Raw genomic sequence first — 17,388 nt, 5'->3', positions numbered from 1 at the left:
GCGACCTTGGTTTCAGGTGGCGGTCGAACCGCCGGGAACTGATTTACTGGGTGACCGGCGAGCAGACGGTCTGACCGGCTTCGGTCGTCGCCAGCTGGTAGCCCGCGGCGCAGCTCGGCGTGCCGTACTTGTCATAGCTCGGTTCGATAAAGACCGGCGCAGGCTCTTCCTGCTGCGCGCAGGCGGTCAGAAACAGGGCAAATGCACCAAGGGCAGCGAATTTCAGTTTCATGTCCTTCAATCCTCGTTTGTCGTTAAGCGTTGTCCCCCAATACTCCTTGGGCGCGGCCCTAGGATAGGGACCGCCGTATTTGATTGCAATCGCAGGATTCTTTGCGCCGCGCCAAATGGCGGAACGCCGCCAGCCCGGCCCCCTACCAATTCGCAACGGCCCCGCTATTCTTTGCACCAGACATCAGCCAGAGAGGAAAGCCACATGTCCGACGCGCCCCATATCGCGCAGAAAGCCCCCTATCCGGTCGAGGTGACCGAAGGAAAGACCTATTTCTGGTGCGCCTGCGGGCGGAGCGCCAAGCAGCCGTTCTGCGACGGCTCGCACAAAGATACGGAGTTCTCGCCGGTGAAATACACCGCCGAGGCGGACAAGAAGATCTTCTTCTGCGGCTGCAAGCATTCGGACAAGAAGCCGCTCTGCGACGGCAGCCACGCCAAGATCTGATCAGCGCAGGCGGTTGAGCGTTTCCGCGTTGGCGCAGAACTCCGGCGCGGCGTCGGCGCGGGATTGCTGGTGGGCGAGCCAGTGTTCGCATTGTGCCTGGCATTGGCCGGCGCGGCAGCGCGTCACCATTTCCGCATAGCCGTGTTCGGTCAGCCGCCCCTCGGCCATCGCCTCGGTCAGCGACAGCCCCATGCACCGCGCCACCGAGCGCGTCAGCCAGAAATGCCGTTCGATGTCGCCAAGCGGAATCTGGGCCATCACGTGTCCTCTGTCTGGTTTTGCCGGAGCGCGGCGAAGCGGGCGCGGTTCGGGCAGGTTTCGGGGGCGTCTTCGATGCGCTCGTTGTCGTCCAGGAATTCCGGACAGCGCCCGGACCATGCGCAGGCGCGGCAGGTCGTGACCATGTCGGCCCAATCCTCCTGGCTCAGCCGGCCCGCGCGGTGCGCGGCCACCAGATCCGTCCCGGTCGCCCGGCCCATCCCCAGCACGAGGCGCAGGTGGGTCATGATCTTGCCAAGGCGCGGCATCGGCTGGCTCCGGTTCAGGCGGTCAGGCGGGCGAACAGATCCGCGTTGCGGCAGTATTCGGGCGTGCGGTCCAGCATGGGCCGGTCGGTCAGGGTCTGGCCGCAATGGTCCGGGTTCGGGCAATCGGTGCAGCGCAGCACGACCTCGGCAATGTCGTCGGCGGTGAGCCTTCCGGCGATGGCGGCCTCTTGCAGGTCGAGCCCCTGCGCGGTGGCCATCCGGTCCACCAGATCGGCATGTCTGCGGAGCGTTTCGCGGTCGGGCATGGTCGGATCCTTTCTGTCGCGCGATGCAAGAAAGGGTAAACCCTGCCGCGGCATTCGCCTTTGACTCAGGTCAAGACGCGATTCCGATGTGATCGAGATAGGCGCGGGTCGCCTCCTGCACGTGGCGGAACCGGTCGCCGCCCAGCTTCTTTCCGCCGTACCATCGGGTGACGATGATGACGTGATCCTGCAGCCCGGCACGTTCCATCATCCGCAGGATCACCATCCCGGCGCCGCCCTCGCCGTCGTCGGCCTTGAGCGCCCCGGCCGGCAGGATGGCGGCCCAGCTGTTGTGGGTCGCCTTGGCATAGGACCGGTCGGATTTGAGCGCCGCCAGAACCGCGTCCACGTCGTCCCGGCTCGCCGCCCGCGCGCCGGACACCGCGTATTTCGACCCGCGATCGGTCAGCACCACGCCCAGCCGCGTCAACCCGGTCACTGGACCAGACCCAGCTGCGCCGCGGTGGCGCGGACCAGTTGGGTTCTCTGCGCGTTCGGGGGGTGGGTGCCGAGGAACCGGTCGCCGGGATCCGGGATGCGTTCGAAGAACTTGACCCCGGTCAGCGGGTTGTAGCCTGCGTTGTAGGTGATGATCGTGCCGAGTTGATCGGCCTCGAGCTCGAATTCCTTGGAATAGCTGCGGGCGCCGACGACGGCGCCGAGCTGCTGCGCCGCCTCGATCGACGCGGAGTTTCCGCCGGTCAGCCCGGCGAGCTGGCCAAAGATCACCGCGCCGACCGCGGCGTTGTCGGCCTGGCGCGCGAGATGCCCGCGGATGTGGTGCGCGGCCTCGTGACTCATGACAAAGGCCAGTTCGTCGCCGTTGCGCGCCGAGGCGATCATGGCGGACGTGAAGATGATGACCGGCCGGCCCTGTTTGTCGAGCGTCTGATAGGCGTTGACGGGCGCGCGCGGATCGGGATCGACGACGATGCGGAAATCGCAGTTGCCGCCATTGGTGCGGCGCAGGCATTCGGCCCGCGCCTGCGCGCCGACCGCGCGGCTGACCGCGTCGAAATCGCGCGGGGCCGCCTGGGCATCCACCGCGACCGGCTCGACGCGCGGCGCCGGACCGCCCACCGGCTGCGGTACGTCGCAGCCCGCGAGAAAGACAACCAGTAGCAGACTCAACCGACGCATTGCGGGGCCTTTCGATTCAGGAACTCGGATCGGGAAAATAGCCCGGCCACCGACGGCCTTCCAGAGGCGTTGCGATTTCTTGCCGGCTTGCAATGGCGGCGCGGCACCGGCAGTCTGCGGGCATGTTTAGTATCGAGCACGAATTCGACTCCACCGTCATTACCCTCGTCGATGAAGGCGACGCGCCCTTGCAGGAGGACGTGGTCATCAACGGTTTCGCGGAATGCGTGACCGTGGAGCAATACGACCCGCGAACGCAGACGATGCAGAAGATCACCCTGTCGCCGGAACAGCTGCGCGATCTGGCGGCGGCGCTGGACCTGCCGGAAGGTGTCTATCAGTTCCGCGAAATGCCGCATCAGGGTTCCTAGGCCCCGGGATCGGCGCGGGCCTCAGAACTCGTCACCGCGGGGGCCGGAATAATAGGCGTTGGCGGCGGCTCTTTGTTCGGGCGTGCGCCCACGGGCGGGGGCCAGGCCGCCCTGAGCCTCGGCCACCTGGGTGGCATGGGTCGGAACCGGCGGGGCCAGATCGCAGCCCGACAGGGCAAGCGCGGCGAACAGGGCAAGGCACGGCGGTTTGGGCATGGGGCCTCCGGGATGATTTGGGTCAGTCTAGCAGCTTGGGCGCGGGCCGCATGGGCAATTCCTGCCGGTCACGCCCATTTTATCCTTGAAACCCGGCCGCGGCTGTCCGAGATACAAGGGGCTATGTAAAAGGGTTTCACATATGACGCTGAAGAACCCCGCCGCCCTGGATTTTCTGCTGTCGCGCCGTTCGCGGCCGGCCAAGACCCTGAGCGCGCCCGCGCCGACCCGCGACGAGCTGCGCCCGCTGCTGACCGCCGCGGCGCGCAGCCCGGATCACGGCAAGCTCGAACCCTGGCGCTTCGTCGTGCTGGAAAAAGGGGCGATGCCGCGCCTGGCGGACCTGGCCGAGGCCCGCGCCAAGGCCCTGGGCAAACCGCCCGAGGACATCGCCAAGGCGCGCAGCCAGTTCGACCTGGGGCAGCTGGCGGTGGCGGTGATCGAGGTTCAGAAACCCTCGGACAAGGTGCCGCCCATCGAGCAGAGCTATTCCGCCGGCGCCGTGTGCCTGGCGCTGCTCAACGCCGCGCTGGCCGCGGGATGGGGCGCGAACTGGCTGACGGGCTGGGTCGCCCATGACCGGACGTTCTGCACGCAGGCGCTGGGCCTTGCCGACAATGAGCGCATCGCCGGCTTTGTCCATATCGCCACCGAAGGCGCCGCCCCGCCGGAACGGCCCCGGCCCGACGTGGACGCCATCACCGAATGGGTGAGCGAATGATTGTCCTGAACGGGTTCCTTCTGGCCCTCGGGCAATTGGGAGACCCGCGCTTTCGCAAGGTTCTGCTGCTGGGCGTCGGCCTGACCCTGGCGCTGCTGTTCGGCTTCACGGTGGTGGCGGTCTGGGGCGCACGCATCTTCGTCGGCGATACCGTGACCCTGCCCTGGATCGGCACGGTCAGCTGGGTCGGCAACGTGCTCAGCTGGGCGATGATACCGCTGATGCTGCTGCTGTCGGTGGTGCTGATGGTGCCGGTGGCCTCGGCCATCACCTCGATGTTTCTGGACGACGTGGCGCAGGCGGTCGAGGACCGGCACTATCCGGGCCTTCCGCGGGTCGAACCCGTGCCGTTCCGGGATGCGGTGCGCGATTCGCTGGGATTTCTCGGCGTGCTGGTCGCGGCGAACCTGCTGGCACTCATCCTCTACGTGATCTTCACGCCGCTGGCGCCGTTCATCTTCTGGGGCATGAACGGGTTCCTGCTGGGTCGGGAGTATTTCACACTGGCGGCGATGCGGCGGCTTGGCCGGGACGGCGCGCGCAGGCTCAGGGCGAAGCACATGCCGACGATCTGGATCGCCGGGACGCTGATGGCGGTGCCGCTGTCGGTGCCGCTGGTCAACCTGCTGATCCCGATACTGGGCGCGGCGACCTTTACCCACATCTATCACGGTTTGAACGACCGGTCCGGGACGCGAGGTCAGTCGTAGACGAAGGATTCGCTGAGAATGCGGCGCGGCGGGACTCCCATCGCGATCAGATCCCCCCGCACCGCCCTGAGCATCGCCGGCGGGCCGCACAGGACATAGACCCAGTCCCGCTGGGCCGGGTCCGGGAACACCCGTTCAAGCAACGCCCGGTCGATCATCCCGACCTCGCCCTGCCAGTTCTCGGGCGGCTCGGAGAGGGTATGGACCAGGCGCAGCCGGCCCTCGCGCTCCAGGGCGGCCAAAGCCTCGGGATCGACGATCTGCGACGCGGCCCGGTTGCCGTAGACCAGCGTCACCGGCCTCGGATCGTCCTGCGCCCGCAACTCGCGCAGAAGGCCCAGCATCGGCGCGACGCCGACGCCGCCCGCGATCAGCGCCACGCCCGGAGCCGCCTGCCCGCGCAGCGTCAGACTTCCGAACGGCGCGTCGAGATAGGCCCGCGCACCCGGCTCGATCCCGCCCAGGCTGCGGGTGAAATCCCCGAGTTCCTTGATGACGAAGCGGATCTCGGGCCCCTCGGACGGCGCCGAGGCGATCGAGAACGGGTTGTCGTTCACCGAGAACGGGTTGCGCCCCACGTGCAGCCAGGCAAACTGCCCGGCCTCGTACCGCATGCCGTCATGACCGTCGGGGGCCAGCACCAGTTCCCATGTGCGCTCGGCGATCCTGCCGATGCGCGTGACCCGCCAGGGGCGCCGCAACCGGGCCAGCGGCGACAGCAGGTAGACCCGGAGCAGCGACAGGACCGCGATGCCGCCCAGCCCCAGCCAGTACCCGGCCAGGATCGGGTCGGCGCTGTACCGGCCGGCCACCAGAGCGTGCCAGAGCGCGAAACCCGCAATCGCAAGGGCCGTCAGCCCATGCGCCAACCGCCAGGATTCATACCGCTTGCCCGGTGCGCTGCGCGACAGGGCAAGACCGACCAGCACCGCCAGCAGGGCCCAGGCGGCGGCGCCGGGCAGGATGGTCTCGGGCTGCCAGGACAGCGTCAGCTGCCGGGTTGCGTCCCAGGGATAGGCCGGATTGCGCTCGGCCCGGTACAGAAAGGGATGAACCAGCGCCAGAACCAGCGCCACACGCGCCAGCAGCTGATGCCAGCGCATGGTCACATCCATGCCGATCCGGCGCGAGATCAGCCGAAACCGGCCGGAAAGCGGAAATTCGACCAGCAGGATGACCATGGCCAGCATCCCGGCGCCGGTGGCCAGTTCGTCCCAAAGCGAGCGCGGCGGGATGCCCTGCGCCACCGCCAGCCCAAGCGGCGCCAGCATCAGGCCGAGATAGACCAGAAACAATAGCCAACCGGGCATCCGCTCTCCCCCTCAGGTCCGGATCGGGCCGTTGGTCCCGCCGATGTGCGGCCGGCGAGGTCAGTCGGGCGGACCCAGCCGGTTCATCCAGTCGAAATCGCGCACCGTGATCAGGCCGGAAACGATGATCCCCGCGATGATCGCCCACAGCACCACCGCGATCGCGGTGGTGATCCACGCCTTCTTCTTCAGGTGATGCACCTCGGGCGCGCCGGCATGGGTGCCGGGCACCACGTCGCCCAGATCCCCCTGCGTCTTGATCCGGATCGGCAGGACCACGAGGAAGGTCATGAACCAGATGACGGAGAAAAGCACCAAGGCGGCGGTGATCGTCATGGCGAAACCTCTGTCAGCGCGGCGTCAGACCTGTTCCAGTTCGACCAGGCAGCCGTTGAAATCCTTGGGGTGCAGGAACAGGACCGGTTTGCCGTGGGCGCCGATCTTGGGCTCGCCCGAGCCCAGCACCCGCGCGCCGGTTTCCTTGAGGTGGTCGCGGGCGGCGATGATGTCCTCGACCTCGTAACAGACGTGATGGATGCCGCCCGAAGGGTTCTTTTCGAGAAACCCCTTGATCGGGCTGTCCTCGCCCAGGGGATAGAGCAGCTCGATCTTGGTGTTGGGCAGTTCGATGAACACCACGGTCACACCGTGATCCGGCTCGTCCTGCGGCGCGCCAACCCTGGCGCCCAGCGCGGTGCGGTACTGTTCGGATGCCGCGGCGAGATCCGGGACGGCAATGGCGACGTGGTTCAAACGGCCGATCATGGGCTTCCTCCTCGATCCATCGGGTTGCCGAGGTTATGGGGGCTGCCGCGCCCGAGGGCAAGTGCGCCAAAACGCCCATTAACCCCGCGTTAGCCGTATCTGCCTAGCGTCGGGGCGTCTGCTGAAAGGAAGCCTGCCATGGATGATTCGGATCCCTTTGCCGCCCTGCACACGATCCCCGGTTCGACCCGGCCGCTGCTGGGCCTGACGATACTGGCGGTCGAGGACAGCCGTTATGCCTGCGAGGCGCTGCGCCTGATGTGCCTGCGCAGCGGGGCGCGCCTGCGGCGCGCGGACTGCCTGAAATCGGCGCGCCGCCACCTGCAGGTCTATCGCCCCTCGGTCATCATCGTGGATATCGGCCTGCCGGACGGGTCGGGTCTGGACCTGATCGAGGAACTGGCCGACGCCACGCCGCGGATCGACGTGATCCTGGGCATGTCGGGCGAGGACACGGCGCAGGCGGCCGCGCTGGCGGCGGGCGCCGACGGGTTCCTGGCCAAGCCGCTGGCCTCGCTGGCCGGGTTCCAGGACTGCATCCTGTCGCGCCTGCCGGAAGAGCGGCGCCCGGTCGGCCCGCGCCCGGTTCAGGATGACCTGGTCCGCCCCGATCCCATGGCCTATCGGGACGACATGGCGCATATCGCCGATGTGCTGTCGGATGCCAGCGACACCCGCGCGCTGGACTATGCGGCGCAGTTCATCGGCGGGGTAGCGCGGGCCGCGGACGACCTGCCGCTGGCGCAGGCGGCGCAGGATCTGGCCCGCTCGCGGGCGCGCGGCGCACCGCTCGCCGCCAGCGCCGCGCGCCTGGCCGGGATGGTGCAGAACCGTCTGGACCGGCGCGAGGCGATCTGACATGGCGGAAAGCCTGCTGATCGCGGTCGCGGCGCTGTATGTGACGGTATGTTTCCAGGCCCGCGCGCTGGCGCGGAGCATCCGGCTCAGGCGGGTCCGGCTGGGGATCGAAGAGCTCGGCCTGTGCCGGCCGCCCGGCGAGTCCGGCCGTTCGACGCAAGCGCGGCGATGAAGCGCAATTTGGGGGCCAGGGCCAAACCCGCATCGGCCGCACCTGAATCCCGGACGCTCCGGCCAGTTCGCGACCGCGGCACGGCTTTCCGCCAAGCGCCGGAAACCGCCGCAGGAACAGGCCGGGCAGAGCCTTCGCGGCTCTACTCCCGCGGGATCAGGCGCAGGCCCAGCTCCATCAGCTGATCCGATGTGGGCTCCGAGGGGGCCGACATCATCAGATCTTCGGCCCGCTGGTTCATCGGGAACATGATGACCTCGCGGATGTTCGCGGTGTCGGCCAGCAGCATCACGATGCGGTCGATGCCCGCCGCGCAGCCGCCATGCGGCGGGGCGCCGTACTGGAAGGCGTTGACCAGCCCGCCGAAGCGCCGGCGCACCTCGTCCGCGCCGTATCCGGCGATCTCGAACGCCTTGAACATGATCTCGGGGATGTGGTTCCGGATCGCGCCCGACAGGATCTCGTACCCGTTGCAGGACAGGTCGTACTGATAGCCCAGCACGTCGAGCGGATCGCCCTCCAGCGCCGCCATGCCACCCTGCGGCATCGAAAACGGGTTGTGCTCGAAATCGATCTTTCCGGTTTCCTCATCCCTTTCATAGATCGGAAAATCCACCACCCACGCAAAGGCGAACCGGTCCTGCTCGGTGAGGCCGAGTTCCGCGCCGATCACGTCGCGGGCCTTGCCGGCGACCTTTTCGAAGCTCTTGGGCTTGCCGCCTAGAAAGAACGCCGCGTCCCCGACGCCCAGCCCCAGCTGCTGGCGGATCGCCTCGGTACGCTCGGGGCCGATGTTCTTGGCCAAGGGGCCGGCCGCTTCCATTCCTTCGCCCTGATCGCGCCAGAAGATATACCCCATCCCCGGCAGGCCCTCTTTCTGAGCAAAGGCGTTCATGCGGTCGCAGAACTTGCGGCTGCCGCCCCCCGGCGCGGGGATCGCGCGGATCTCGGTGCCGTCCTGCTCCAGCAGCTTGGCGAAGATCGCAAAGCCCGAGCCGCGGAAGTGCTCGGACACTACCTGCATCTTGATCGGGTTGCGCAGGTCGGGCTTGTCGGTGCCGTACCAGAGCGCGGCGTCGCGATAGGAGATCTGCGGCCAGTCCTGCGGCGCGTCCACGCGGCGGCCGCTGCCGAACTCCTCGAACACGCCGGCCAGAACCGGCGCGATGGTGTCGAAGATGTCCTGCTGCTCGACAAAGGACATCTCCATGTCGAGCTGGTAGAAATCTGTGGGCGCGCGGTCGGCGCGCGGGTCTTCGTCGCGGAAACAGGGCGCGATCTGGAAATAGCGGTCGAAGCCCGACACCATGATCAGCTGCTTGAACTGCTGCGGCGCCTGCGGCAGCGCATAGAACTTGCCCGGATGCAGGCGCGACGGCACCAGAAAGTCGCGCGCGCCTTCGGGGCTGGACGCGGTGATGATCGGGGTCTGGTACTCGCGGAACCCGATGTCCCACATCCGCTTGCGCATCGAGGCCACCACGTCCGAGCGCAGCGTCATGTTGCGCTGCATCGCCTCGCGGCGCAGGTCCAGATAGCGATAGCGCAGGCGGGTTTCCTCGGGGTATTCCTGATCGCCGAACACCATCAGCGGCAGTTCCTCGGCCTTGCCCAGAACCTCCAGTGCGCGCACATAGACCTCGATCTCACCGGTCGGGAGCTTGGGGTTCACAAGCTCCGGGTCGCGGGCCTTGACGGTGCCGTCGATGCGGATGCACCATTCCGAGCGGACCTTTTCCAGTTCGGCAAATGCCGCGCTGTCGCCGTCGCAGAGCACCTGGGTGATGCCGAAATGGTCGCGCAGGTCGATGAACAGCACGCCGCCGTGGTCGCGCACCCGGTGGACCCAGCCCGACAGGCGGACGGTGTCACCGACATTGGCGGCGGTCAGATCGGCGCAGGTATGGCTGCGATAGGCGTGCATCGGTCATATCCCTTCGGGCACAGAAAACGTCGCGCCGATACACCGCGATAGGGCCGGGAAGTCAAGGGCTGCGGGCGGGCGAGCGCCCAGAGTGATCCAAAAGCCCGACGAAACGTAAAATTGGTGTATAATTCCAATGCTGTGATAAGGAGAGGTTGGCTGCAATTTCGATGCGTCCGGCGCACCGGGCGGGAAAGAGTAGGACCATGTGGCAGAGAATACTCGATCGTGTGTTGAACAGGTTCGTCCGCAAGGGCGGGCTGCGGGTGCGTTATCCTGACGGGACCGAAAAGACCTATGGCGACGGAGCCGGCCCGGTCCCCGCCTTTCAGATCCACGACCCCGCCCTGTTGCGGGGGCTGTGCCGCAATCCCGAACTGGCCTTTGGCGAAGGGTTCATGAACGGCACCCTGACGGTGGAGGGCAGCAGCCTGGAAGAGGTGATGCGGGTGGCGATTCGCAACCTCGCGGAGGGCAACCTGCCCTCCTACTACAAGTGGATCGATCGCCTCCGCTTTTTCCTGCGCCCGCTCACGCAACGCAACACGGCGCGGCTGGCGCGGCGCAACGTGGCCCATCACTATGATCTGTCGGACGACTTCTACCGGCTGATGCTGGATCAGGACATGCAGTACAGCTGCGCCTATTTCGAGACGCCCGACCGCACGCTGGACGAGGCGCAGGCCGCCAAGAAGGCCCATATCGCGCGAAAGCTCTGCCTCGAACCCGGACAGCGGGTGCTGGACATCGGCTGTGGCTGGGGCGGGATGGCGCTGACGCTGGCGCGCGATTTCGGCGTGTCCGTCACCGGGCTGACCCTGTCGCGAAACCAGCAGCAGACCGCAACCGCCCGCGCCGCCGAGGCCGGACTGTCGGACCGCATCGACATCCGCCTGCAGGACTATCGGGAACTGGACGGGCAGTTCGACCGCATCGTCTCGGTCGGAATGCTGGAACATGTCGGCGCCCCGCACTACGACCAGTATTTCGGCAAGGTGGCGCGCCTGCTGAAACCGGACGGCGTGGCGCTGATCCACACGATCGGGCGGAACGGGCCGCCCACGACCCAGTCGCCCTGGCTCAACAAGTACATCTTTCCCGGTGGCTACGTGCCCTCGATCTCGGAACTCGTCGGGCCGATCGGGCGCGCGGGGCTGTGGAACCTGGATATCGAAAGCCTGCGCCTGCACTATGCGCGGACGCTGCGGGGTTGGCTGGCGCGGTTCGAATCCAACATCGAGCAGGTGCGCGCGATGTATGACGACCGTTTCATCCGGATGTGGCGGTTCTATCTGATCAGCTGCATCCTGGTGTTCGAGGAACGCGACCAGACGGTGTTTCAGTTCCAGCTGGGGCACAAGCGCGATGCGGTGCCGCTGACGCGCGACTATCTCTACCGCGGGCGGGACCAGATGCGGGACGCCGCCGAATGAGGCGCGGGCCGCGTCAGAACGGGCGCTCGACGTTGCCGGAATAAAAGAAGACGCCCAGCCCCACGGCGAACAGGATGTTGCCCGCAATCGCGTGCAGCAGCACCGCGTAGAAGAACGAGCCGCGCTGACGGTAGGCCCAGGAAAACAGCAACCCGCCGGCAAAGGTCATCGCGGCGACGATCCAGCTCCAGTACATCAGATGCGCGAAGGAAAAGACCGCCGCGTTCAGCAGGTCCGAGGCGCGGCCGCCGGGCAGGATCGCGCGGTAGCGGCGAAAGAAGAGCGGGCGGAACAGCAATTCCTGCGGCAGCGCCGAGGCGAGCGGATAGCCGAGCCAGATGAAGGCCAGAAGCTCGGGGCGGTGGCGCACCAGAAAGAACGCGGCTTCGGGGCGGGTGGCCTGCACGACGGCATAGCTCAGCGCGGTCATGCCCAGCGCAAATCCCATCAACTCGATCCAGGACCAGTTGCGCCAGTCATAGCGCAGCTCGGCCCAGTTGAATCCGGGCGTGAAATGCAGCAGGACGATGCCCAGCGCGGTGAAGGCGAAGAGCGCCGGGAACATCCAGTCGGGCGGGAACAGGACCGCGATCAGCAGCGGCGCGGCCAGGTAGAACAACCCGAATTCCACGCGCAGCCGGAAATCCGCCGGCGCTGCCTCCGTGTCTGACCGCTGCCTGCTCACTGTGTCACCAACTCCACCCGGATCAGCCCGCGCACCGAATTTCCCGCATAAACATGTCGGGCGTTTGTCAGATCGGTCAAGGTCAGAACGGCTTTGGAAACCGTTCTGTTTTCGAGTTTTTCCTCGCGCAGGATGCCCGGCAGAAGGCCACAGGACAGCGCCGGGGTCAGCAGCCGGCGTTCGGCCGTTTCGACGAACAGGTTGGTGATCGTGCCCTCGCACAGCTCGCCCCGCTCGTTCAGAAAGAACAGTTCGTCCAGACCCGCGGGAAGGCTGGCGCGGGCGCGGTCGTAGAGGGCGCGCCGGGTTGTCTTGTGGCGCAGCCAGATGTCATCGGAGCGCAGCCGGTCCGGGGCGATCCCGACGCGCCAGGCCGGCGGGTTTTCCGGCAGCGGCCCGGTGGTCAGATCCAGGCGGCCGGCCGCGTCCAGCGTCAGGCGGCACCGCAGGGCAGCGTCGCCGGCGGCGGTGCCGAGCAAGTCCCGGGCGGCGGCCGCATCGAACGGGATGCCCAGGGCCGCGGCCGAACGGGACATGCGGGCCAGATGCCGGGCGCCGCGCACGAAGCCCTGGCCGGGGCGATGGCCGAGCGTTTCGATCAGGCGGAAACCAGGGTCAGCTGGCGGACAAACCGGGCTTTCCATAGCGCCTCCTCGTATTCCGACGCGGCGGTGCTGTCCCAGACCACGCCGCCGCCCACGTTCAGCGTGGCGCGGTTCCCATCGACCGTCAGCGTGCGGATCGCCACGCTGAACTCGGACCGGCCATCGGGCGCGGCCCAGCCGATGGTGCCGCAATAGATGTCGCGCGGCCAGGGCTCCTGCTCCGACAGGATCTCCATCGCCCGGATCTTGGGTGCGCCGGTGATCGAACCGCAGGGGAAGAGCGCGGCCAGAATATCCGACAGGCCCGCCCCCGCACGCAACCGCGCCCGGACCAGCGACACCATCTGATGCACGGTAGCGTAGGTTTCGACGCGGAACAGCTCGGGCACCTCGACCGTGCCGGGCACCGCGACGCGGCTGAGGTCATTGCGCAGCAGGTCCACGATCATCAGGTTCTCGGCCCGGTTCTTTTCGTCCGAGACCAGAAAGGCGCGGCGGCGCGCGTCTTCGGCCGGATCGGCGCTGCGCGGCTGGGTGCCTTTCATCGGGCGGGTTTCTATCGTGCCCCCGGCATCGGTGCGGAAGAACAGCTCGGGCGAGCGCGACAGGATGTCGGGCAAGCCCTCCTGCTCGATCAGCGCCCCATGGCCCACCGGTTGCCGCTCGGCGAGCGCGGCATGGAGCGCGGCGCTGTCGCCTTCGATGCCGAGGTCCACGGGAAAAGTCAGGTTGGCCTGATAGATGTCGCCCGCCCCGATGGCGTCATGCACCGCGTCAAAGGCGCGGGAATAGCGCGGCTCGTCCCAGCGTGGCGTGAAACCGGTGATGCCTCCGGCCTCGGGCGGCAGGGCGCGGATGGCGGGTGCGTCGTACACCCCGAAACACAGCAGCGGCAGGCGCCGACCGGCGGGCATCCGGGCCGCCAATCGCGGCTCCAGCGCGTAACCCAGCTCATAGGTGGCATATCCGGCCAGCCAGGCGCCCCCGGCCCGTGCCGCGTCCACCGCGGCCAGCGCGCCGGGCACGTCCGACGGCTCATCGGCGCGGATCACCCGCGACGGCCGGTCGAAACACGTCCCCGGCCCGGCCGGACCCTGATCGAAGCGAATCCGCAATGGCATCCCCGTTTTCCGTGGGCTGCGATATAGAGAAATCGGGACCGAACGAAAGGGGAGAAAGCGGCAAATGCGCCGCGTTTTCCGATCCCCCTTGCACCTTTCGGCGCTGTCCCTATAACGCACGACAATTTGGGCGCACGGGCGGTGCCCCCGACTCGCGGATCATCGAAGGAACGAAGGCCATGCCGAAGAGAACCGACATCCAGTCGATCATGATCATCGGAGCGGGGCCCATCGTCATCGGACAAGCCTGCGAGTTCGACTATTCCGGGGCGCAGGCCTGCAAGGCGCTCAAGGAGGAAGGATACCGGGTCATCCTGGTCAACTCGAACCCGGCCACGATCATGACCGATCCGGGGCTGGCCGATGCCACCTATATCGAACCGATCACGCCCGAGGTCGTCGCCAAGATCATCGAAAAGGAACGCCCCGACGCGCTGCTGCCCACGATGGGCGGGCAGACCGGCCTGAACACCTCGCTGGCGCTGGAAGAGATGGGCGTGCTGGAGGAATTCGGCGTCGAGATGATCGGCGCCAAGCGCGAGGCCATCGAAATGGCCGAAGACCGCAAGCTGTTCCGCGAAGCGATGGACCGGATCGGCCTGGAAAACCCGCGCGCCACCATCGTGACCGCGCCGCGCAAGGAAAACGGCGCGGCGGATCTGGACGCGGGCGTGCAGCTGGCCCTTGAGGCGCTGGAAGACATCGGCCTGCCGGCCATCATCCGCCCCGCCTTCACCCTGGGCGGCACCGGCGGCGGCGTCGCCTACAACCGTGAGGATTACATCCATTATTGCCGCTCGGGCATGGATGCCTCTCCGGTCAATCAGATCCTGGTCGATGAAAGCCTGCTGGGCTGGAAGGAATACGAGATGGAGGTGGTCCGGGACAAGGCCGACAACGCCATCATCGTCTGCTCCATCGAAAACGTCGATCCGATGGGCGTGCACACCGGCGACTCGATCACCGTGGCACCTGCCCTGACGCTCACCGACAAGGAGTACCAGATCATGCGCAACGGCTCGATCGCCGTGCTGCGCGAGATCGGGGTGGAAACCGGCGGCTCGAACGTGCAATGGGCGGTGAACCCCGCCGATGGCCGCATGGTGGTGATCGAGATGAACCCGCGCGTGTCGCGCTCCTCGGCGCTGGCGTCCAAGGCGACCGGTTTCCCGATCGCCAAGATCGCGGCCAAACTGGCGGTGGGCTATACGCTGGACGAGCTCGACAACGACATCACCAAGGTCACGCCCGCGAGCTTCGAGCCGACCATCGACTATGTCGTGACCAAGATCCCGAAATTCGCCTTCGAAAAGTTCCCCGGCTCCGAGCCTTACCTGACCACGGCGATGAAGTCGGTGGGCGAGGCGATGTCCATCGGCCGCACGATCCATGAATCCATGCAAAAGGCGCTGGCCTCGATGGAATCGGGGCTGACCGGGTTCGACGAGATCGAAATTCCCGGCCTGAATGTCGGCGTCTGGGAGATTGCCGATGACAAGGCCGCCGTGATCAAGGCGATCAGCCAGCAGACCCCCGACCGGCTGCGCACCATTGCGCAGGCGATGCGGCACGGGCTGTCGGATGACGAGATTTTTGGCGTCACCAAATTCGACCCGTGGTTTCTCGCCCGCATCCGCGAGATCGTCGAAGTGGAACGCGCGTTGCGGTCCGACGGGCTGCCCATGACCGAAGAGGGCCTGCGCGCGCTCAAGATGATGGGTTTCACCGATGCGCGGCTGGGCAAGCTCACCGGCCGGGATGAGGCCAATGTGCGCCGCGCCCGCCACAACCTGGGCGTCACGGCGGTGTTCAAGCGCATCGATACCTGCGCCGCCGAGTTCGAGGCGCAGACGCCCTACATGTACTCGACCTACGAAACCCCGGTCATGGGCGAGGTGGAATGCGAGGCGCGCCCCAGCGACCGGAAAAAGGTGGTCATCCTGGGCGGCGGCCCCAACCGGATCGGCCAGGGGATCGAGTTCGACTATTGCTGCTGTCACGCCTGTTTCGCACTGACCGAGGCCGGCTACGAGACCATCATGGTCAACTGCAACCCGGAAACGGTCAGCACCGACTATGACACCTCGGACCGGCTGTATTTCGAGCCGCTGACCTTCGAGCATGTCATGGAAATCCTGCGCACCGAGCAGCAGAACGGCACCCTGCATGGGGTGATCGTCCAGTTCGGCGGCCAGACCCCGCTGAAACTGGCCAATGCGCTCGAGGCCGAGGGCATTCCGATTCTGGGCACCACGCCCGACGCCATCGACCTGGCCGAAGACCGCGAGCGGTTCCAGGATCTGGTCAACCGGCTGGGCCTGAAGCAGCCCAAGAACGGCATCGCCGCGACCGATGCCAGGGCGCTGGAGATCGCCGAGGACATCGGCTTTCCGCTGGTGATCCGCCCCTCCTACGTGCTGGGCGGGCGCGCGATGGAAATCGTGCGCGACATGGATCACCTGAGGCGCTACATCAACGAGGCGGTGGTGGTCTCGGGCGACAGCCCGGTTCTGCTCGACAGCTATCTGGCCGGTGCGGTGGAGCTGGACGTGGACGCGCTCTGCGACGGCACCGACGTGCATGTGGCCGGTATCATGCAGCATATCGAAGAGGCTGGCGTGCATTCGGGCGACTCGGCCTGTTCGCTGCCGCCCTATTCGCTGTCGAAAGAGATCCTTGCCGAAATCAAGGACCAGACCCACAAGCTGGCCCGCGCGCTGAACGTGGTCGGGCTGATGAACGTGCAGTTCGCGATCAAGGATGACGAGATCTTCCTGATCGAAGTGAACCCGCGCGCCAGCCGGACCGTGCCTTTCGTGGCCAAGGCGACCGACAGCGCCATCGCCTCGATCGCGGCGCGGGTGATGGCGGGCGAACCGCTGTCGAACTTCCCGCAGCGCCCGCCCTACAAGGCGGGACAGGACACCAAGATCGCCGACCAGATGACGCTGGCCGACCCGGACATGCCGTGGTTCTCGGTCAAGGAGGCCGTGCTGCCCTTTGCCCGCTTCCCCGGCGTCGATACGATCCTGGGCCCCGAGATGCGTTCGACCGGCGAGGTCATGGGCTGGGACCGCAGCTTCGCCCGCGCCTTCCTCAAGGCGCAGATGGGGGCGGGCATGGTGCTGCCGTCCAGGGGCCGCGCCTTCATCTCGATCAAGGATGCCGACAAGGGCGCGATGATGCTGGAGGCGGCGCGGGTTCTGGTGGAGCAGGGGTTCGATCTGGTGGCCACGCGCGGCACCCAGAGCTGGCTCAGCGGCCACGGGGTGCCCTGCGACGTGGTCAACAAGGTCTATGAGGGCCGCCCCGACGTGGTGGACATGCTCAAGGACGGGCAGGTGCATCTGCTGATGAACACCACCGAAGGCGCGCAGGCGATCGAGGACAGCAAGGCGATCCGGTCCATCGCGCTTTATGACAAGATCCCCTATTTCACCACCGCCGCCGCCAGCAACGCCGCGGCGCTGGCGATCAAGGCGCAGGCCGAAGGGGATGTCGAGGTCAAGTCGCTGCAGGGCTGAAGACCGCCGACCGTCCGCTGAATCGCCGCCCTCCGTTGACCCGTGTCCCGCGGGTCGTCATGGTGGCGGCAACGAGCAGTTTCAGAAAGTCCAGCCATGCGCGTCTTGTTGGCCCTCGCCTGCGTTCTTGCCCTTGCCGCCTGCGATGTTCCCTTCGTTCCGTTGATCTGATCCGGGCCGCCGCCCGGTTTCGGCGGCGGATCCGGGCGCCAGGGTCCGGTCGGCCGCGATGCCATGCCGGACATTGGCGCGTCGGATGCAGGAAACTGCGGAGCCCGGCACCTTCCCTAGGGTCATGTCCCCTTGATTCGAAGGCACGGCGCCGTCATTTTGTGCAAATCCGAAATCGCCAGGAAGCACG

The 17,388-nt window shown here is 66.8% G+C and carries 22 protein-coding genes; 8 read left to right on the top strand and 14 right to left on the bottom strand.

Annotated elements, in window-relative coordinates; genetic code table 11:
- Positions 1-43: 43 nt before the first annotated feature.
- A complete protein-coding gene (locus tag AC2FNJ_RS03060; protein WP_496762331.1) occupies positions 44-232 on the bottom strand; it encodes a hypothetical protein in 189 nt (62 codons plus the stop codon).
- A 204-nt stretch (positions 233-436) separates the two neighbouring features.
- Here AC2FNJ_RS03060 and AC2FNJ_RS03055 point away from each other — a divergent pair, with 204 nt between their 5' ends.
- Complete coding sequence (locus tag AC2FNJ_RS03055; protein ID WP_496762330.1) at positions 437-679, top strand: CDGSH iron-sulfur domain-containing protein; 243 nt, start codon at positions 437-439, stop codon at positions 677-679.
- Here the strand turns inward: AC2FNJ_RS03055 and AC2FNJ_RS03050 are convergent, their stop codons facing one another.
- From AC2FNJ_RS03050 to AC2FNJ_RS03030, 5 genes are all read right to left on the bottom strand, one after another.
- Complete coding sequence (locus AC2FNJ_RS03050) at positions 680-937, bottom strand: DUF6455 family protein (protein WP_496762328.1); 258 nt, start codon at positions 935-937, stop codon at positions 680-682. It lies immediately after the preceding gene.
- The gene (locus tag AC2FNJ_RS03045) at positions 937-1,206 is read right to left on the bottom strand and encodes a DUF6455 family protein (protein ID WP_496762325.1); all 270 of its coding nucleotides are present in this window, start codon (positions 1,204-1,206) and stop codon (positions 937-939) included. Before AC2FNJ_RS03045 ends, AC2FNJ_RS03050 begins: the two co-directional genes overlap by 1 nt.
- A gap of 14 nt (positions 1,207-1,220) precedes the next feature.
- A complete protein-coding gene (locus AC2FNJ_RS03040) occupies positions 1,221-1,472 on the bottom strand; it encodes a DUF6455 family protein (RefSeq protein WP_496762323.1) in 252 nt (83 codons plus the stop codon).
- A gap of 70 nt (positions 1,473-1,542) precedes the next feature.
- Positions 1,543-1,911, bottom strand: coding sequence for a YigZ family protein (locus AC2FNJ_RS03035; RefSeq protein WP_496762321.1), 369 nt, complete (start codon positions 1,909-1,911; stop codon positions 1,543-1,545).
- Complete coding sequence (locus tag AC2FNJ_RS03030) at positions 1,908-2,612, bottom strand: M48 family metalloprotease (RefSeq protein ID WP_496762319.1); 705 nt, start codon at positions 2,610-2,612, stop codon at positions 1,908-1,910. Before AC2FNJ_RS03030 ends, AC2FNJ_RS03035 begins: the two co-directional genes overlap by 4 nt.
- Before the next feature lie 122 nt (positions 2,613-2,734).
- Between AC2FNJ_RS03030 and AC2FNJ_RS03025 the strand changes: the two genes are divergently transcribed.
- Entirely contained in the window at positions 2,735-2,983 is a 249-nt protein-coding gene (locus AC2FNJ_RS03025) for a DUF8831 family protein (RefSeq protein WP_496762317.1), read from the top strand.
- 21 nt (positions 2,984-3,004) lie between these two features.
- Here AC2FNJ_RS03025 and AC2FNJ_RS03020 read toward each other — a convergent pair whose 3' ends face one another.
- Positions 3,005-3,199 carry a hypothetical protein gene (locus AC2FNJ_RS03020; RefSeq protein ID WP_496762316.1) on the bottom strand — a complete coding sequence of 65 codons (195 nt, stop codon included), beginning with the start codon at positions 3,197-3,199 and terminating at the stop codon, positions 3,005-3,007.
- A gap of 142 nt (positions 3,200-3,341) precedes the next feature.
- Here AC2FNJ_RS03020 and AC2FNJ_RS03015 point away from each other — a divergent pair, with 142 nt between their 5' ends.
- Positions 3,342-3,920, top strand: coding sequence for a nitroreductase family protein (locus AC2FNJ_RS03015; protein WP_496762314.1), 579 nt, complete (start codon positions 3,342-3,344; stop codon positions 3,918-3,920).
- On the top strand, positions 3,917-4,630 hold the full coding sequence (locus tag AC2FNJ_RS03010; protein ID WP_496762312.1) for an EI24 domain-containing protein: 714 nt from the start codon (positions 3,917-3,919) through the stop codon (positions 4,628-4,630). The genes AC2FNJ_RS03015 and AC2FNJ_RS03010 overlap by 4 nt, the downstream gene beginning before the upstream one ends.
- Here AC2FNJ_RS03010 and AC2FNJ_RS03005 read toward each other — a convergent pair.
- From AC2FNJ_RS03005 to mce, 3 genes are read right to left on the bottom strand one after another with little or no spacing between them, the layout of a single operon-like run.
- Positions 4,621-5,940, bottom strand: a complete 1,320-nt coding sequence (locus AC2FNJ_RS03005) for a ferredoxin reductase family protein (RefSeq protein ID WP_496762311.1) — start codon at positions 5,938-5,940, stop codon at positions 4,621-4,623. The genes AC2FNJ_RS03010 and AC2FNJ_RS03005 overlap by 10 nt on opposite strands.
- A 60-nt stretch (positions 5,941-6,000) precedes the next feature.
- A complete protein-coding gene (locus AC2FNJ_RS03000; protein WP_496762310.1) occupies positions 6,001-6,276 on the bottom strand; it encodes a DUF1467 family protein in 276 nt (91 codons plus the stop codon).
- Positions 6,277-6,300: 24 nt separating this feature from the next.
- Positions 6,301-6,705, bottom strand: coding sequence for a methylmalonyl-CoA epimerase (mce, locus tag AC2FNJ_RS02995; RefSeq protein ID WP_496762308.1), 405 nt, complete (start codon positions 6,703-6,705; stop codon positions 6,301-6,303).
- Between the two features lie 138 nt (positions 6,706-6,843).
- Here mce and AC2FNJ_RS02990 point away from each other — a divergent pair, with 138 nt between their 5' ends.
- Complete coding sequence (locus AC2FNJ_RS02990) at positions 6,844-7,563, top strand: response regulator (RefSeq protein ID WP_496762307.1); 720 nt, start codon at positions 6,844-6,846, stop codon at positions 7,561-7,563.
- A gap of 1 nt (position 7,564) precedes the next feature.
- Positions 7,565-7,735, top strand: coding sequence for a hypothetical protein (locus AC2FNJ_RS02985; RefSeq protein ID WP_496762305.1), 171 nt, complete (start codon positions 7,565-7,567; stop codon positions 7,733-7,735).
- 142 nt (positions 7,736-7,877) lie between these two features.
- Here AC2FNJ_RS02985 and aspS read toward each other — a convergent pair whose 3' ends face one another.
- Positions 7,878-9,659 carry an aspartate--tRNA ligase gene (aspS, locus tag AC2FNJ_RS02980; RefSeq protein WP_496762304.1) on the bottom strand — a complete coding sequence of 594 codons (1,782 nt, stop codon included), beginning with the start codon at positions 9,657-9,659 and terminating at the stop codon, positions 7,878-7,880.
- 206 nt (positions 9,660-9,865) lie between these two features.
- Here aspS and AC2FNJ_RS02975 point away from each other — a divergent pair, with 206 nt between their 5' ends.
- Positions 9,866-11,092 (top strand): class I SAM-dependent methyltransferase, encoded by a 1,227-nt coding sequence (locus tag AC2FNJ_RS02975; protein ID WP_496762302.1) that lies wholly within the window; start codon positions 9,866-9,868, stop codon positions 11,090-11,092.
- 13 nt (positions 11,093-11,105) lie between these two features.
- Here AC2FNJ_RS02975 and AC2FNJ_RS02970 read toward each other — a convergent pair whose 3' ends face one another.
- The 3 genes from AC2FNJ_RS02970 to AC2FNJ_RS02960 are packed head-to-tail and all read right to left on the bottom strand — an operon-like array spanning position 11,106 to position 13,503.
- Positions 11,106-11,777 (bottom strand): CPBP family intramembrane glutamic endopeptidase, encoded by a 672-nt coding sequence (locus AC2FNJ_RS02970; RefSeq protein ID WP_496762301.1) that lies wholly within the window; start codon positions 11,775-11,777, stop codon positions 11,106-11,108.
- A complete protein-coding gene (locus tag AC2FNJ_RS02965) occupies positions 11,774-12,421 on the bottom strand; it encodes an aminotransferase class IV family protein (protein ID WP_496762299.1) in 648 nt (215 codons plus the stop codon). Before AC2FNJ_RS02965 ends, AC2FNJ_RS02970 begins: the two co-directional genes overlap by 4 nt.
- Positions 12,376-13,503, bottom strand: coding sequence for an aminodeoxychorismate synthase component I (locus AC2FNJ_RS02960; RefSeq protein ID WP_496762298.1), 1,128 nt, complete (start codon positions 13,501-13,503; stop codon positions 12,376-12,378). The genes AC2FNJ_RS02965 and AC2FNJ_RS02960 overlap by 46 nt, the downstream gene beginning before the upstream one ends.
- A 179-nt stretch (positions 13,504-13,682) precedes the next feature.
- Here AC2FNJ_RS02960 and carB point away from each other — a divergent pair, with 179 nt between their 5' ends.
- A complete protein-coding gene (carB, locus tag AC2FNJ_RS02955) occupies positions 13,683-17,027 on the top strand; it encodes a carbamoyl-phosphate synthase large subunit (protein WP_496762297.1) in 3,345 nt (1,114 codons plus the stop codon).
- The last annotated feature ends 361 nt before the right edge of the window (positions 17,028-17,388 follow it).

Source organism: Ruegeria sp. BHSB196, from assembly GCF_059613135.1.
Note: the sequence above shows the minus strand (reverse complement) of the source record. Positions and strands in the feature narration are given on the sequence as shown.

What these genes read in the sequence shown, in the direction of transcription:
- AC2FNJ_RS03045 (WP_496762325.1), bottom strand. Translation starts at nt 1,206, where the DNA reads ATGCCGCGCCTTGGCAAGATCATGACCCACCTGCGCCTCGTGCTGGGG.
- mce (WP_496762308.1), bottom strand. Translation starts at nt 6,705, where the DNA reads ATGATCGGCCGTTTGAACCACGTCGCCATTGCCGTCCCGGATCTCGCC.
- AC2FNJ_RS03005 (WP_496762311.1), bottom strand. Translation starts at nt 5,940, where the DNA reads ATGCCCGGTTGGCTATTGTTTCTGGTCTATCTCGGCCTGATGCTGGCG.
- AC2FNJ_RS02985 (WP_496762305.1), top strand. Translation starts at nt 7,565, where the DNA reads ATGGCGGAAAGCCTGCTGATCGCGGTCGCGGCGCTGTATGTGACGGTA.
- AC2FNJ_RS03020 (WP_496762316.1), bottom strand. Translation starts at nt 3,199, where the DNA reads ATGCCCAAACCGCCGTGCCTTGCCCTGTTCGCCGCGCTTGCCCTGTCG.
- AC2FNJ_RS03025 (WP_496762317.1), top strand. Translation starts at nt 2,735, where the DNA reads ATGTTTAGTATCGAGCACGAATTCGACTCCACCGTCATTACCCTCGTC.
- AC2FNJ_RS03030 (WP_496762319.1), bottom strand. Translation starts at nt 2,612, where the DNA reads ATGCGTCGGTTGAGTCTGCTACTGGTTGTCTTTCTCGCGGGCTGCGAC.
- AC2FNJ_RS02975 (WP_496762302.1), top strand. Translation starts at nt 9,866, where the DNA reads ATGTGGCAGAGAATACTCGATCGTGTGTTGAACAGGTTCGTCCGCAAG.
- AC2FNJ_RS03015 (WP_496762314.1), top strand. Translation starts at nt 3,342, where the DNA reads ATGACGCTGAAGAACCCCGCCGCCCTGGATTTTCTGCTGTCGCGCCGT.
- AC2FNJ_RS03050 (WP_496762328.1), bottom strand. Translation starts at nt 937, where the DNA reads ATGGCCCAGATTCCGCTTGGCGACATCGAACGGCATTTCTGGCTGACG.
- AC2FNJ_RS03040 (WP_496762323.1), bottom strand. Translation starts at nt 1,472, where the DNA reads ATGCCCGACCGCGAAACGCTCCGCAGACATGCCGATCTGGTGGACCGG.
- AC2FNJ_RS03055 (WP_496762330.1), top strand. Translation starts at nt 437, where the DNA reads ATGTCCGACGCGCCCCATATCGCGCAGAAAGCCCCCTATCCGGTCGAG.
- AC2FNJ_RS02960 (WP_496762298.1), bottom strand. Translation starts at nt 13,503, where the DNA reads ATGCCATTGCGGATTCGCTTCGATCAGGGTCCGGCCGGGCCGGGGACG.
- carB (WP_496762297.1), top strand. Translation starts at nt 13,683, where the DNA reads ATGCCGAAGAGAACCGACATCCAGTCGATCATGATCATCGGAGCGGGG.
- aspS (WP_496762304.1), bottom strand. Translation starts at nt 9,659, where the DNA reads ATGCACGCCTATCGCAGCCATACCTGCGCCGATCTGACCGCCGCCAAT.
- AC2FNJ_RS02990 (WP_496762307.1), top strand. Translation starts at nt 6,844, where the DNA reads ATGGATGATTCGGATCCCTTTGCCGCCCTGCACACGATCCCCGGTTCG.
- AC2FNJ_RS03000 (WP_496762310.1), bottom strand. Translation starts at nt 6,276, where the DNA reads ATGACGATCACCGCCGCCTTGGTGCTTTTCTCCGTCATCTGGTTCATG.
- AC2FNJ_RS02965 (WP_496762299.1), bottom strand. Translation starts at nt 12,421, where the DNA reads ATGGAAAGCCCGGTTTGTCCGCCAGCTGACCCTGGTTTCCGCCTGATC.
- AC2FNJ_RS03060 (WP_496762331.1), bottom strand. Translation starts at nt 232, where the DNA reads ATGAAACTGAAATTCGCTGCCCTTGGTGCATTTGCCCTGTTTCTGACC.
- AC2FNJ_RS03010 (WP_496762312.1), top strand. Translation starts at nt 3,917, where the DNA reads ATGATTGTCCTGAACGGGTTCCTTCTGGCCCTCGGGCAATTGGGAGAC.